Annotated in this window: 9 protein-coding genes; 3 read left to right on the forward strand and 6 right to left on the reverse strand. The window is 52.8% G+C overall.

Annotated elements, in window-relative coordinates; all coding sequences use genetic code 11:
- Positions 1-73 precede the first annotated feature (73 nt).
- From K2F33_RS23950 to K2F33_RS23960, 3 genes are all read left to right on the forward strand, one after another.
- Positions 74-1,555, forward strand: coding sequence for a DHA2 family efflux MFS transporter permease subunit (locus K2F33_RS23950; RefSeq protein ID WP_263882437.1), 1,482 nt, complete (start codon positions 74-76; stop codon positions 1,553-1,555).
- A 153-nt stretch (positions 1,556-1,708) separates the two neighbouring features.
- The gene (locus K2F33_RS23955; protein WP_263878964.1) at positions 1,709-2,944 is read left to right on the forward strand and encodes a cytochrome P450; all 1,236 of its coding nucleotides are present in this window, start codon (positions 1,709-1,711) and stop codon (positions 2,942-2,944) included.
- 29 nt (positions 2,945-2,973) lie between these two features.
- Positions 2,974-3,213: a DUF362 domain-containing protein gene (locus tag K2F33_RS23960; protein WP_145133618.1), complete on the forward strand. Its 240-nt coding sequence runs from the start codon at positions 2,974-2,976 to the stop codon at positions 3,211-3,213.
- Positions 3,214-3,306: 93 nt separating this feature from the next.
- Here the strand turns inward: K2F33_RS23960 and K2F33_RS23965 are convergent, their stop codons facing one another.
- The 6 genes from K2F33_RS23965 to K2F33_RS23990 all read right to left on the reverse strand — a co-directional run bounded on the left by K2F33_RS23965 (position 3,307) and on the right by K2F33_RS23990 (position 13,235).
- Positions 3,307-5,775 carry a family 43 glycosylhydrolase gene (locus K2F33_RS23965; protein WP_263878968.1) on the reverse strand — a complete coding sequence of 823 codons (2,469 nt, stop codon included), beginning with the start codon at positions 5,773-5,775 and terminating at the stop codon, positions 3,307-3,309.
- A 115-nt stretch (positions 5,776-5,890) separates the two neighbouring features.
- Positions 5,891-7,651: a glycoside hydrolase family 2 protein gene (locus K2F33_RS23970; protein WP_263878971.1), complete on the reverse strand. Its 1,761-nt coding sequence runs from the start codon at positions 7,649-7,651 to the stop codon at positions 5,891-5,893.
- On the reverse strand, positions 7,648-9,681 hold the full coding sequence (locus K2F33_RS23975) for an alpha-L-arabinofuranosidase C-terminal domain-containing protein (protein ID WP_263878973.1): 2,034 nt from the start codon (positions 9,679-9,681) through the stop codon (positions 7,648-7,650). Before K2F33_RS23975 ends, K2F33_RS23970 begins: the two co-directional genes overlap by 4 nt.
- A 59-nt stretch (positions 9,682-9,740) precedes the next feature.
- The gene (locus K2F33_RS23980; protein ID WP_076165610.1) at positions 9,741-10,640 is read right to left on the reverse strand and encodes a carbohydrate ABC transporter permease; all 900 of its coding nucleotides are present in this window, start codon (positions 10,638-10,640) and stop codon (positions 9,741-9,743) included.
- A 16-nt stretch (positions 10,641-10,656) separates the two neighbouring features.
- Positions 10,657-11,619 carry an ABC transporter permease gene (locus tag K2F33_RS23985; RefSeq protein ID WP_089547274.1) on the reverse strand — a complete coding sequence of 321 codons (963 nt, stop codon included), beginning with the start codon at positions 11,617-11,619 and terminating at the stop codon, positions 10,657-10,659.
- 44 nt (positions 11,620-11,663) lie between these two features.
- On the reverse strand, positions 11,664-13,235 hold the full coding sequence (locus tag K2F33_RS23990; RefSeq protein ID WP_263878974.1) for an extracellular solute-binding protein: 1,572 nt from the start codon (positions 13,233-13,235) through the stop codon (positions 11,664-11,666).
- Positions 13,236-13,263: the final 28 nt, after the last annotated feature.

Raw genomic sequence — 13,263 nt, forward strand, 5'->3', positions numbered from 1 at the left:
AATGTTAATTATCCAACACGTTGTAAATTAAGTCTAGAGAGAAAAGAAAGGAAGGAGTAGATTGAGTCATCCTATGGACACAACCAGCAGTTCGGTCAAGAAGGGCCCGATTCTAATCATTATGATTTTGGGCGCCTTCCTTGCAACACTGAATCAGACGGTCATGAGCGTGGCCACCCCGGAATTGATGATTGATTTCAACATTTCGGCCACCACGGCTCAATGGCTGACCACGGGCTACATGCTGGTCAATGGAATCCTGATTCCGATTACGGCTTATTTTATGCAGAGGTTCACCACCCGCCAGCTGTTCCAAGCTTCGATGATGATCTTCCTCGTCGGAACCATTGTGTCCGCCCTAGCGGTCAACTTCCCGGTTCTGCTCACGGGGCGCATGATTCAGGCTGCAGGCGCCGGCATCATCATGCCGCTGTTAACCAACGTGATTTTGGTATTGTTCCCTCCGGAAAAGAGGGGCGCGGCCATGGGGATGATGGGACTCGCGATTATTTTCGCTCCAGCGATCGGCCCGACGCTTGCAGGATACATCCTGGAAAATTTCAAATGGCAAACGATGTTCTATGGCATGATCCCGCTTGCCGTTATCGTCATTATCTGCGGCTTTATTTATTTGAAAAACGTGTCGGAGACCGTCCGCTCCAAGATGGACATCATCAGCGTCGTTCTGTCCACAGTCGCATTCGGCACACTGCTGTACGGTTTTAGCCAGGCAGGGAGCCAAGGATGGTCCAGCTCTGAGGTGCTGGTGTCCATTGCCGTCGGCGTGATTTCCCTCGGGCTGTTTGTATGGAGACAGCTTGTTTCCAAGAAACCCCTGCTGGATCTCAGGGCTTTCAAGTACAACATGTTCTCCCTGACCACGGTGATCAACATCATGGTTACGATGGTCATGTATGCGGATATGATGCTGCTTCCGTTATACCTGCAAAATGCACGCGGCTATTCCGCGCTGGAGTCCGGATTGCTGATGCTCCCGGGCGCGCTTGTGATGGGACTGCTGATGCCCGTCACCGGTCGCCTGTTTGACCGCTTCGGCGCCAAATGGCTTGCCGTTGCCGGATTGGTCATTACGATCGCAACCACAGCCGGATTCATCAACTTGACGGATCATACCACCTATGCGTATCTGCTGCTCATGTCGACGGGACGCCGGATCGGTATGGCACTGCTGATGATGCCGATTCAGACCGCAGGTCTCAACCAACTGCCTGCCCGATTAAACGCGCATGGAACAGCCATATCCAACACCGTGCGTCAAGTGGCCGGTGCGGTCGGCACTTCCCTGTTGGTAACGGTCATGTCCGACCGGACGAAAACGCATCTGACGGACATGATGGCGTCCGGCGGCGCAGCGGCGAATCCGAAGCAACTGGTGCTTGAAGCGACCATCCAAGGAATTAACGACGCCTACGTTGTCATTATCGGCATCGGTATTGTTGGCCTGCTGCTCTCGTTCTTTATCAAGCGCACGTCCCGGAGTATTGAGATTTCATCCGAAGCTGCGATCAAAAAAAGCGTCGTGAGTGAGGCCTAAGGGTTCGCCCATAGTCTTGATCCAACCGTTACAACTGGTAAGCGGACCTTTAGGCATAGGTCATTCGGTCGTGGTTCCTCTGTAGATTATATGTTAGATTAACATATGTTAATTTAATTATATTCCAAATAATTCAAACCGGGAGGGAGTATTATGCAGAAGGAAATTATCTCCTTAGCTAAAATCACCCAATTTCGATCCGCCGTGGAAGAATTCAGCCCCTTTGAATGGTACAGGCACCACTTGGAACATGATCCGATCAGCTATAATGAGGAAACGAATTCCTGGAATGTCTTCCGGTATGAAGATGTAAAAAGAGTATTGAGCGATTACGAGTACTTCTCCAGCGTGAGAGCTCGGACGACGATCAGCGTCGGCGCCGATAATGAAGCCGGCCAGCATAACTCCGGACGGGTCGATCTCAGTTCGGATCCTCCGGAACACCGCAAAAGCCGCAGCCTGCTGTCGGCGGCGTTCACGCCAAGAAGCTTGAAGCTGTGGGAACCGCGCATCCATGAGGTGGTCAGCCAGTTGATCAAGGACATGAGTGACGAACCGGTCATCGATATCGTCAAGAGCTTCTCAAGCGCGCTGCCCACCATCGTGATCGCCGACCTGCTTGGCGTTCCTTCCGAAGACCGCTTCTTGTTTAAGGAATGGGTCGATCATCTGTTCCTCCCTCTTCCGGCCGACAATGTCGAAGATGTTCAGGAGCTGAAGCGGCAGGCGGCCACGAATTACTACAACTATCTCTATCCGCATGTCATTGCTAAAAGAAGCCAACTCACCGATGATATTATTTCCGACCTGATCCAGGCCGAGGTCGATGGCGAACGTTTGACCGATGACGAAATCGTCCGGATGACCATGTTCATTCTCGGGGCCGGCATTGAGACGACAAGCCATCTGCTGTCCAGCACGTTCTATTCCTTCCTGTATGATAACGACCAGATCTATGGCGAGGTCCAGGCTAACCGCGAGCTTCTTCCGAATACGGTGGAAGAAATGCTTCGCTACCGGTTCCACATGGCGAAAATGGACCGTACGGTGAAGCAGGATAATAACGTGCTCGGCGTGGAGCTTAAAAAAGGAGACGTCGTCGTAGCTTGGATGAGTGCTGCGAATATGGACAAAGAGGTTTTTGAGGACCCGTTCACGCTGAACATCCATCGTTCCAACAATAAACGGCATCTGACCTTCGGCAACGGCCCGCATTTCTGCCTGGGAGCACCGCTGGCCCGACTGGAAGCCAATATCGGTCTGGGGCTGTTCATGGACCAATTTGAGCGGATCGAGCCCGTTCCAGGGTTCAAGCTGGAAGATCACCTGACCCCATCCGCCGCCGGACAGACGCTGATTTCTTTACCGGTACGCGTCATACGCCGGTAGCAAGCATTTCATCGAAAGGGTGAGACCCAATGCCTTATGTGATTACTTCGGGATGTATTGATGAAAAAGCGGCAGAATGCGTGGACGTTTGTCCGGTAGACTGCATCGAGGAAGGCCCGGACCAATTTTTTATCGAGGCGGATATTTGTATTGAGTGCGGTGCCTGTGAGGTAGCTTGTCCGGTCGGAGCCGTTTTTTACGATACGGATGTGCCGGACGAAGAAAAACATATGATCCAAAAAGCGGAGGATTTTTATAAATCGAGATGATGCGATCATGAGAACAGCCTGCCGATCCAGAAATCGGCAGGCTGCTGCTGTTACGGAGAGTACGCAGAGATCGGGCTACCTTCCTGTTACGACTTACGGCGAAACTTTAAAGTTATCAAAATGCGTATGCTTATTGGCCGTTCTGACGCCTGCTTTGCCATGCGTGAACGGGTTCAGACTGTTGTCCGTATAATCGATCTTCGGTTGGTTCATATCATCCACGTAAACTTTCATATTTGTCCCTTTTGCCACCACTTTCATATGGTACCAGGTATTTGTCGCATAAGTCTGCGGCGCACTTTGGATGAATGTCCAGCTGTAACTCATCTTGCCTAGGCTAACCCCGCTTGTCGTCAAATAGGCGTAGTACCCCTGGAAGGCGTCATAGTTGTTTTGCCCCCGCTCCGTGCCATGGGAAGGATTGGACACCCTGAAGAGCAATCCACCGTCGCCTCCAGCGTCGATCATTTTGACGTCAGCTTCGACCGTGTAATCCGCCCAGTTCGCGTCACCGATCGTGGACTTGGCAGGTCCAGAGCTTCCCGCGCTGTACTCGCCGTTCTCTACGGCCCATGTCCCTTCAAAGTGCGTCCACCCGTTGTCATTACCATCGTTAAAGTCATCGCTAAGCGCCGGGACTTGTGCGTTCTTATGGAACGTCATCCGCGAGAAATCGGCCTCGCCTTTGACGAATTCGACTCGAAGCTCCCGCTGCCCGGCGTTCAGATAGACTCCCTTCTTCGTTACGGTCTGCCAGTTATCCCAGTCCCCTGTGTTTGGCACGTCGATGATTCCCGTTACGTCCGTCGATCCGTCCCACAGGCGGATTTGCACACCGTTCATCGTCGTGGCCATTCGGAAGTCGATATCGTAATAACCGCTTGATTCCACGTTGACTTTGTATTTATACCATTCTCCCGTTTGATTCCAGCCCAGGTTAAACAGCCCTTCGCTATTGAGACGAATATCGCCTGCGTCCGTGCGGTACGCGCCGCCGATATTATCCGCGGTCGTGTCATGATAGGCGACACCCTCGCCTCCTTTCATGTAATGCACCGCTTCGATCGTGCCTGGAACCGGTTTGTAAGCATCCCATGCGCTGCTTCCGTTGACATCGTTACTTACAGCGACATAGCCGAAATCCGCATGCGTATCTTCCGTCAGGACACCGATTTTACCTCCGCCCAAATTGGCCGTCCGCGTCCCTTTCAGCATGCCGTCCACGTAATACTTAAACGTCGTGCCGGACTTCTCGATACGAATGCTGTGCCATTTCGTGTAATCAAAACCTGCAGGCAGGTCGAACGTTTGCCACGCTTGATCCACACCGTTGATCCGGAAGGACGTCGCAAGGCGGTTATTTTTCGAGCTTAGCAGCGCTACGCCATAATTGTTCTCGTCCGTATACGAGAAGGTGGCCCCGTATCTTGGGCTGGCGGAAGTGCCCCGCTTCATTTCTTTCGTATTGAATTCAGCGGTATAATTGGATGCGCTGGATGCCGACGAAATCTGTTTGTACCAGGTCGTATCCCCGATCGAGTCCTGCCACATCAGCTCCTGATTGTAGATGCCCCAATGGCCGCCGTTGACATTGGTCCACCCGCTGCCGATCGATGTCCGGTCGAAGTAATCGTAGAATGTGGGCATCGCCGGATCCTGCTGCGGCGTTGTTGTCGGTCCCTGAACGATCATCTTGTCGTTGTTCCAAACGATGCGGTCCATATTCAGATGACGAAGCGGACCGACTACGCCCGGCCCCTCCAAGTTGTGATACACGATGTAATGGGTATCGAGATTAGGGCCGACCACCACCGTGTTGTGACCAAGTCCCACGGTCGGGCCTTCCGTGCTGATTAACGCCGGATTCAGGCTGTCGGCCGCGTAACCGGACCGCGGACCTGTCGTACTCACCGCATAATCTACCCGGTATCCTTTGCTGAACACGTGATTGCCGGTATAAGTCATATAGTATTTGCCGTTCCGCTTGAAGACGGTCGCCCCTTCGGTCCAGCCTCCCATACCGACACCTGTAGACGAGCTTGCCCCGATCGAGGTCGGGCTGCTCATCGGTGCTGCATCGATGCGTCCCTGACCGGCATGATAGAAGCTGAACGATCCGTCGTCGTCGATAAAGACGTGGCCGTCGATCGTTTTGCCGAGATTGCCGGTAACGACGTTGAACGGACCGGTAGGACTCGTGCTGCTGAGGACGTAATGTCCTTGGCCTGCCGGCGATGTATACATGTAGAACATGCCGTTCCAATAGACGACCTCAGGCGCATAAGCGCCATGCGTAATCGGGTCCGTTGCGGCCAACCCCCGGTAGGACCAGTTCACCAAGTCCTTGGAGCTCCAAACCTTAACGCCGTCATCCGTATCTCTTGTACTCACATACAAATAGTAATATCCGTTAAATTTCAAAACGTAAGGGTCTCCGAGACCATACTGCCCCCATTCGTCAGGCAGTGTTCTCGGGTTTTGATAAGCAGAGGTTTCGGTGGGAACCGTGGTGATCAGGGAAAATGTAACCGCTACCATCATTAGCCATCGCAAGGATTTCACTATGATATTACCTCCCTAATTTGTACGATAGATTATGTTTTTCGTAAATGGATCTGATAACGGGAAGAGCCAAAAGAAATATGATTCTTTTGGCTCTTGGAGTATCGGCGTTCGGTTATGCCATATTGATCTGTTTAATTTTCTCGAGCGGAAATTTTGGCGTACGGTCTTCCTTCAGAATCCCGTTAATCTCCTGCTGTACATCAGTCAGCTGCGTATAGCAGTAGCCAACGATGGAATCGACACTCTTGATCGCCATCGTCAATCCCTCGAACCGGCTCAGAAACTCCTCTTCAGTTAAGACTTGACGTCCGTAACCCCAGCCTTTGTCCGACCGGAACGCAATGCCGCCGTACTCGGTGATCATTATAGGCTGGCCCCGGTATTCATACCCTTCGGCAAAAGCGAATTTCCATTGGTTACAGGTCGTTTCGCATGTTAAGACAGCCTCCAGGTTCGAGTACCGTTTCATGAACCCGCCTCCATTTTCGACATAATCATGCAGTGTCAAAATATCGGATACGGTATGCTCCCAGCCATCATTTGTAATCACCGGCCGGTACGGATCAATCGCTTTGGTCAAATGATAAATGCCCTCGGTGAACTTCTGCTGTCTTGTGTCGCGAAGGATCGAAGCAATCCCCCAAGATTCATTGAAAGGAACCCACGTGATAATGCTCGGATGATTGTACTGCTGCCGGACGATCTCCAGCCATTCCTTCGTAAACGCCTCGACCGCCAGATCGTGGAATTCAAAGGTCGCAGCCATTTCAGACCATACCAGCAGACCTTTTACGTCGCACCAATAGAGGAAGCGGGCGTCTTCGATTTTCATATGCTTGCGAACACCGTTATAGCCCATCGCTAACATGCTGTCGATATCTTCGATCAGGGCTTCCTCGCTCGGCGGTGTCAAATGGCTGTCCGTCCAGTACCCCTGATCCAGGATCAGCCTTTGGTAGATCGGCACGTTATTCAGCAGCACCCGGCCATTTTCGATCGAAATTTTTCTCATTCCAAAATAGGAAAAGACGCGGTCCACCACTTGGCCGTCCAAAGTCAGGACAAACTCAACATCGTACAGATTCGGGTGCTGCGGCGACCAAAGGCATTTTTTCCACGGCCCGTTCGCCTCATGAATCAGATCCACTTCCACCGTCAGGCAGGGGCGGTCAATCACTAAGCTCACCCGCTTCACAGGCTTGCCCTTCAATGTAACGATCGCCTCCAGCCTCAAATCGCCTGAAGTTTCCACCCCCTCCACTTGGTAATCGAGACGGACGATCGACCGGTCGACATCCGGTGTGATTTTGACGGTTTCCAGCCGCTGCTCTTCTACATATTCCAGCCATACCGTCTGCCAAATGCCCGTCGTCTGGACATAAAAGCATTCGAAGTTGTCCTTCGTCCAGCGCTGTTTGCCGCGCGGTTGGGTGCAGCTGTCGCTGTCTTCTGCTTTCACCGTAATTTGGTTATCGGCGCCAAAGACCAAGTATGGCGTGATATCAAAGGAAAAGGCGGCATACCCGCCCTGGTGGCTGCCGGCCATCCGGCCGTTGATCCACACTTTGGCAACGTGATCGACGGCTTGAAAATGCAGGATGACCCGTTTTCCCCCGGCTTCTTTCGGGATATGTACCTTTTTGTTGTACCACACGTAAGGGTGGAACTCTTCGATCCCGATTCCGCTCAGCCGGGTTTCGTACGTAAAAGGAACATTGATCTTATGCGTTTCAACAAACGTCTCCTGCCAGCGTTCCTGTTCTCCCGCGTTATGGTCGTCGAATCGGAAATCCCACACTCCGTTCAGGCTCATCCAATCGCCTCTGACGAACTGCGGCCTGGGATAATCCTTGATATAGCCTCTGGTTGTCATTTTGCCACTCCTGACCTTTGTTCTTTCTTGATTTCTACCGCATACACCGATGTTTTCCGTAAAGGATAACCGTCCTGCCAGGCGGAAACCGGAACGACACGGGGCAAGCATTTGATGCGCTCCGGTTCGAAAACGGAGTTAATGTCTTCGAATGAGTCGCCTGTGATCTCATGTAAAATAGTGTCACCAAAAGGTTCGAATGAAAGCAGGTCAAGCTTCGCCTTTACTTCATGCAGGCTGCGGTTCACGATCAACAAAGTGATGACGCTGCCGTCCTCGTTAATACCTGCGGTCACGTCCAAGTCAGGCACCGCATCAAGCCCGATGCGCGTCTGCTTCGGCGACTGCACGGCAAAGGTGCCGCACTCCGCATCCACCGGCAGAATCCGCCGGATGTCCCGGTTGGCGTACAGCTTTAATACTTCATAGGTCGGCGTTCCGTACACTGTAAGCGGCAGGCCGCTCCAGCCGGGCTTCTTGCCGCGGTATTGATCGGCGTAGTAATCGCCCACACGGATGCAGCCGCCAAGCCAACCGTTCACCAGATCGGAGAAGCTGCCGATGTGCACCATATCGCTCCTGCGGAGCATTTCGTTTAGGTTGGCGGCGTTGGCCACGGCGGCCCCCAGCGTGTGCTCATCCGGCAGCCCTTTGCGGACCGTGTTCGGAAAATACATGGTGTTGTACTCGGTGACGGCGAGCTTCACATGGCTGTGCTTCGGGTTCGCGCGTATGAGTTCCTCCGCCTGCCGGATATCTTCACGTGTCCATTCCGGGAACGTTGCGATGGCTTTATATCGTTCCTCCGCCGGCGTATCGCGGTTCATCCCAAAGCGTCCGAAGCCGTGGTATAAATGCATCGTCAAGTAGTCGATCTGTTCGCCCGCAATATCGAGTACCGGCTTGTTCCATTCCGGGTCGGTATGCCCGCAGCCCAAGATGACGATGGACGAGTCAACCGCCTTCATCGCTAGCGCGAACGCCTTGCAGCGCTTGGCGAATTCATCGGCGGAGCAGGTTCCCACCTGCCAGTCGCCCCATACTTCGTTGCCGATTTCCCAATACCGTACGTTGTACGGCTCGGGATGACCGTTCGCCGCCCGCAGCGCTCCCATCGGCGTGTCGATGCTTCCGTTGCAGTATTCCACCCACCGTGCGGCTTCCTCAGCCGTACCGGACCCGTCATTGACGGAGATCAGCGGTTCCACCTGCAGCTCTTGGCAAAAGCGGATAAATTCGTCGGTCCCGAAATACTTGCTGGTCCAACCGCCCCAAGCTTCGTTGTACATCACTGGCCGCTCCAGTACTGGACCCACGCCATGTTCCCAGTGGTAAGCGCTGATGTAATTCCCCGAGAGGCGCATCATGCCCGCATTCAGCGGCCGGGCCATATCGATGACCTCGCGTTTCACCAGGCCGATGTTGTCCTCAGGAAGCAGGGATACGTGATCGAGCCACAGCATGCCGGTGGAAACATGGTCGGTCCAGCGGGGATGGTCTGCCGGAACATAGACACGGATCTCCGCGTCGGCACAGTTTCTGGAGACGGGCAGGCTGGCTTCGTATTCCTGCCAATTGTGGCTTTTGAGCTCCATCTTCACACGCCCAAGAAGCTCCTCTGTCCGCCGGTCCACCGCGTCCAGTATGATATAACGGAGCTCAACGGATGCGCGGGCGACAATCCGGACCGTGTATGTCATCGGTCCCTTTAGCGCAGCGTTCTGTGCGATGCCAGCGTATGCCTCATCGTCGCTCACGATCCGAATGCGCTGAGCGCGGCCTGAATGTCTCAGTGCCGGCGCTTCCAGCGCATATTGCGTATTTCGTCCGTTCGTAAAGGGGAACCAGCTTCCCGACACGGCGCTCTCTCCGGCTTTCTCGCTTTCAAAATCCATATCTCTTAAGGGAAAGGCCAGCATCGCTTCCATATGGTCGCGAATATCTTCCACAAAATGCCCGAAGAGATAAGGGTTAACCGTATGTTCAGCAGGCCGGCTGCAGTCGATTGTTATCATCGCATTCGTTTGCACAATGTACCTCCATAAGTAAGATGTTATTAAACGCCGCCAATAAAGGCGTCTGCCCATGTCTATCCTTTAATGGAGCCAATCATGACGCCTTTGACAAAATGCCGCTGCACAAAAGGGTACATAATCAAAATCGGCAGGCTGGAAATAATGATGACCGCGTACTTGATACTTTCCGCAAGCAGCACCTTACTCTCCAGTCCGACGTTGCCGTCAACGGCGTCGGTCTGGCTGATCAACAGGATTTCCCTCAGGACAAGCTGCAGCGGATACCGTCCCTCGTCGCGGATATAGATCAGGGCATTAAAAAATGAGTTCCAATGGCCGACGGCATAAAACAGCACCATAACGGCCAGTATTGGCTTGGACAGGGGCAGGATGATGTTGATCAACAGCCGCCAGTTCGAGCATCCGTCGATGTGGGCGGCCTCCTGCAGTTCCCAAGGGATGCTGCTTTGAAAATACGTTCTCATAACGATCAGGTTGTACGTGGAGATCGCTCCAGGAACGATCAAGGCCCACATCGTGTCCAGCATGCCCAGATTTTTGACAAGCAAATAAGTAGGGATCAGCCCGCCGCCAAAAAACATCGTAAGCGTAATGATGACCATCAGCATTTTCCGGCCGGGCAGGTCGGGTCTTGACAGCGGATAAGCCGCCAATATGGTCAGGATCATATTGACGATCGTGCCGACTACCGTATAAATGATCGTATTCATGTATCCCGTCCATATTTTTCCGTTATGAAAAATATTCGAGTACGCGTCCAAAGACACGCTTTTCGGCAGCAGCCATACTTCCCCGTTCAGCACTTTCGCCGGGTCGCTGAACGAAGCGCTGACCACGAAAATGAGCGGATAAAGCACGATCAGAATGATGAGCGATGCGATCGTATACACGATCGCATCGAACACCCGCTCATCCCTGGGTCTGCTGATCATAGCAGCAGCTTGTTTAGACATGGCGCATGGTCCTCCTTTACCAAAGGCTCGTTTCCGACGTTTTGCGTGCAAACCGGTTCACCAATAGCAGCAGCACCAGGTTAATGACCGAGTTGAACAGCCCGATGGCCGCGGTGTAGCTGTACTCACCTTTGAGAATACCGGTGGTGTACACAAACGTGGAAATGACATCGCTCGCCTCAAGGTTCAAATTGTTCTGCATTAGTAATATTTTCTCGAATCCGATGTCCATGAAATGGCCGATGTCCAGGATCAGCATGATCACGATGACGGGAACGATTCCCGGCAAGGAGATATGCCACACGCGCCGCAACCGGGAGGCACCGTCCATCTTTGCCGCTTCGTACAGCTGGGGATTGATCCCGCTGAGCGCCGCGATGTAAATGATGGATTGCCAGCCCATGTTCTGCCATATGTTCGAGCCGATGAAAATCGTTTTAAACCAGCCGGCCTCCTCCAGAAATCGGATCGGCGAACCGCCGAATGCCTCAATCAGCGAATTGATCGGCCCCGTCGTAGGCGAGAGGAATACGTTCAGGATGCCTACGATGACGACGACGGAAATAAAGTGCGGTATGAACGTAATATTTTGCAGCAGCTTGCTGAACGACTTGCTGCGAATTTCATTGACGATCAGCGCCAGCACGATGGAAATCGGAAAAGCGATCAGCAGCGAGAACAGATTAATTGATAACGTGTTCCACAGCAGCCGCCCGAAATAATACGAATCGAAAAACCGTTCGAAATGATCGAAGCCGACCCAGCCGCTGCCTATAATTCCTTTGGCCGGATTAAAATTTTTAAAAGCAATTTGCAGACCGTACAACGGCCCGTAATGAAAGATCAGATACCAGGCGATCGGCACCAGCAGCATGAGATACAGGTCGTACCGCTTGACCATCTGAATCCATATGCGTCTCCCCCGTCTTGCGGAAACCCGGGATGGAGCGGCCGTCGCCTGGACTTGCGCGCTCTTCATAACCATCTACTCCTTACCTCATGAGGAAATATCATCAAATTCGATTACTTTTCCATCTTGTCATAGGCTGCTTGATACATCTCCTGAAGCTTGTCGATCTGCATCTTTTTCAGCGTGGATTGGAATTCATCCCATTTATCGAAGCTGAGCGCACCGGCAATGAATTTCGTGCTTTGCTCTTCGTAATACTTGTCGATATCGTTCCGGAGGATGTTGACTTCCTGTGCCGTCTTCTCGTCGAACATCGGAGCCGCATAACGGACCTTCGGCATGTATGGATCCAGCTTCTTCTGAGCTTCCTGCACCTGAGGAGGATTGATATAAGAGGCTACCTTATCACTAATGAGGTGTGGCGCTCCTCCCCCTGCATAAGGTGTAATTTTTGGCTGGTTGTCGGTCTTCAGGAAGTCTTCTTTATAATATGGAATTCCGTCCTTCAGCTCATAGTGCTCGCCTTCTCGCCCGAACCGCAGCAGGGTCGATCCTTCGTCGCTGTAGAAATAGTCGATCCAGCGCATGGTGATTTCCGGATATTTATTGACGGACGAAATGGCGAAGGCACCAAAGTCACGCGGCACCGGCGCTGTCTGGGCCTGCAGCCGGTCGCCGTGCGGACCTGCCGGAGGCGCAATCCCTACATATTGGTCGGCAATTGGCAGAAAGTTGTTGTTCGTCTGATCAAAGAAAAATCCGGCATTGCCCGAGCCCTGTTTGGCCAAATACTGTGCTTCCTTCTGCGAGAACAACTCCGGATCCAGAAGCTTCTCTTTGTACAGCTTGTTCAGGTACATGAGCATCTCTTTGTTCTGCTCGCTGCCCATCCAGATGTTAACCTTGTCGTTCTCCAAATTGATGTTGTAGCCAAGCTGCTGATCGAGACCAAACGATCCGCTCATCAAGTTGACGACAGCCAGGCCCGCCCGGGCGGTCATCGGAATTTCATCCTTCTTGCCGTTGCCGTTTGGATCCTTATCGCGGAAGGCCACCAGCACATCGTACAATTCGTCCGTCGTTTCGGGCTCTTTCAGGCCCAGCTTCTTCAGCCACGCCTCATTGATCCACTTCTTATCCGTACGGGCGGCTGCAAGCGTCACGATTCCCGGGATCGCGTAAATGTGGCCTTCCGGTGTCGTGATCGCCGAGCGGATTTCCGGGTACTGTTCCATCAGTGATTTCAGGTTCGGTGCATATTTGTCGATCAGGTCTTCCAGCGGAATCAATTGGCCAACGGCACCATACTGCGTCGCTTCAAGCGGCGTAATGCCTGAGCGGTAAAAAGCGTCGGGCAGCTCATTGGACGCGAACAGCAGGTTTTTCTTCTCCTGGAAGCCGTCTGTCGGCGCTTCGGTGAAGTTTACATGCACATTGCTCATTTTTTCATAATCCTGAAACACCGGCATGTCCTTAAAAGGACCATTCAGCGGGGCAATCCGGGTGAACATGTTCAGTGTGACGGGCTCTTTAGTTAGCGGAAACCCGGTCTCATTCACCGTTGCTTCGGACGGCTCCGCCGTCTTAGCTTCGGATCCCGAACCGCTGTTGGAGCTGCAGCCCGAGAGCAGTAAAGCGGAAACGAGCGCTGTGCTCAGCGCATATTTACCCCAAAGTTTGTACATGATTCTATGACCTCCGTTTTTGTATATT

Source organism: Paenibacillus sp. PSB04 (assembly GCF_025809195.1).
Taxonomy (GTDB): domain Bacteria; phylum Bacillota; class Bacilli; order Paenibacillales; family Paenibacillaceae; genus Paenibacillus_AQ; species Paenibacillus_AQ favisporus.

Bases quoted from the DNA above. Each gene is read 5' to 3' on its own strand.
- K2F33_RS23950 (WP_263882437.1), top strand. From the start codon at position 74: ATGGACACAACCAGCAGTTCGGTCAAGAAGGGCCCGATTCTAATCATT.
- K2F33_RS23955 (WP_263878964.1), top strand. From the start codon at position 1,709: ATGCAGAAGGAAATTATCTCCTTAGCTAAAATCACCCAATTTCGATCC.
- K2F33_RS23960 (WP_145133618.1), top strand. From the start codon at position 2,974: ATGCCTTATGTGATTACTTCGGGATGTATTGATGAAAAAGCGGCAGAA.
- K2F33_RS23970 (WP_263878971.1), bottom strand. From the start codon at position 7,651: ATGACAACCAGAGGCTATATCAAGGATTATCCCAGGCCGCAGTTCGTC.
- K2F33_RS23980 (WP_076165610.1), bottom strand. From the start codon at position 10,640: ATGTCTAAACAAGCTGCTGCTATGATCAGCAGACCCAGGGATGAGCGG.
- K2F33_RS23985 (WP_089547274.1), bottom strand. From the start codon at position 11,619: ATGAAGAGCGCGCAAGTCCAGGCGACGGCCGCTCCATCCCGGGTTTCC.
- K2F33_RS23990 (WP_263878974.1), bottom strand. From the start codon at position 13,235: ATGTACAAACTTTGGGGTAAATATGCGCTGAGCACAGCGCTCGTTTCC.